This is a genomic window from Affinirhizobium straminoryzae (assembly GCF_007004135.1).
GTDB lineage: Bacteria > Pseudomonadota > Alphaproteobacteria > Rhizobiales > Rhizobiaceae > Neorhizobium > Neorhizobium straminoryzae.
Genome location: NZ_VJMG01000136.1, coordinates 1 through 1,645, shown reverse-complemented (window position 1 = coordinate 1,645; position 1,645 = coordinate 1). Strand labels below are relative to the sequence as shown.

Below are 1,645 nucleotides of genomic sequence, written 5' to 3'. Positions count from 1 at the left end.
AGGCCGCGCGCGAGGGCGGCTATCGCAACCTGAAGCTCGCCAGCGCCTATAACGAGGACTACCACATCTTCCAGACCACCAAGGAGGAAGAGGTGATGCGTGCGGTGCGCACCGGCCTGCAGGGCGCCGGCGTACCGGTGGAAAACTCCAAGGGCGAGGCCTCGGCCGGCCAGGAGGAGATCAATGTGCGCTATGCCGAGGCGCTGACCATGGCCGACCGGCATGCAATCATCAAGAATGCCGTCAAGGAGATCGCCTGGTCGAAGGGCAAGGCCGTCACCTTCCTTGCCAAGTGGCACAATGCGGCGGCGGGCTCGTCTGCCCATATCCATCAGTCACTGTGGAGCCTCGACGGCAGGACGCCGCTGTTCCTCGACAAGGACGCGCCGCACGGCATGTCGGAGCTGATGCGCCATTATGTGGCGGGCCTGCTCGCCTATGCCGAGGAATACACCTATTTCCTGGCGCCCTACATCAACTCCTACAAGCGCTTCGTCGCCGGCACTTTCGCGCCGACCAAGATTGTCTGGAGCCAGGACAACCGCACGGCCGGCTTCCGCCTTTGCGGCGAGGACACCAAGGCGATCCGCATCGAGTGCCGGGTGGGGGGCTCCGACGTGAATCCCTATCTCGCCATGGCCGCCCTTCTCGCTGCCGGCATCCGTGGCATCGAGGAGAAGCTCGATCTGGAACCGGCCTTCGAGGGCGATGCCTATATGGGGCAGGGGATCCGACAGATTCCGCGCACGCTGCGCGATGCGACCGCCACGCTGAAAAACTCCGCCATGCTGCGTCAGGCCTTCGGCGACGCGGTGATCGATCACTATGTCCGTGCTGCCGAATGGGAGCAGGAGGAGTATGATCGCAAGGTGACCGATTGGGAGGTGGCGCGCGGTTTCGAGCGGGCGTGAGATCTGCCACATTCCCCTGATCGTGTGGCTCGACTAAGATGCGAACAAGGGATAGCGGAGCATGCCGCTGTCCACCCTTTCATGACAACAGGAAGACGATCATGGCAATGATCCAATGTATCTCGCCGGTGGACGGTTCGGTCTACGCGGAGCGGCCGGTCCTGACGCTGGAGGCGGCGACTGCCGTGGTCGCCCGGGCGCGGCAGGCACAGAAAGGCTGGGCAAAACGCCCGCTCGAGGAGCGTGTCCAGCTGGTGCTGAAGGGCGTTGCTCGCCTCAACGAGATGGCTGGCGAGGTGGTTCCGGAACTGGCCTGGATGATGGGCCGGCCGGTGCGTTACGGCGGCGAGTTCAAGGGTTTCAACGAGCGCTCGAACTATGTGGCCAATGTGGCGGCCGAGGCGCTGGCGCCGATCGAGATCGAGACGAGTGCCGCCTTCACCCGCCGCATTGCGCGGGAGCCGCATGGCGTCGTCTTCGTCATTGCGCCGTGGAACTATCCCTACATGACCGCGATCAACACGGTGGCCCCGGCACTGATGGCCGGCAACACGGTGATCATCAAGCATGCGGCGCAGACGCTTCTGGTCGGCGAGCGCATGGTGCGCGCCTTCGTGGAAGCCGGCGTGCCCGAGGATGTCTTCCAGAACGTCTTCCTCGATCACCAGACATCGGAGCAGCTGATCGCGACGGGCGCCTTCAACTTCATCAATTTCACCGGGTCCGTTGCCGGC

General features: G+C 64.0%; 2 protein-coding genes. Both read left to right on the top strand.

Annotated elements, in window-relative coordinates; genetic code table 11:
* A partial coding sequence (locus tag FNA46_RS25845) for a glutamine synthetase family protein (RefSeq protein WP_143128101.1) occupies positions 1-911 on the top strand: 911 nt, incomplete at its 5' end.
* Positions 912-1,012: 101 nt separating this feature from the next.
* A partial coding sequence (locus FNA46_RS25840) for an aldehyde dehydrogenase family protein (protein ID WP_143128100.1) occupies positions 1,013-1,645 on the top strand: 633 nt, incomplete at its 3' end.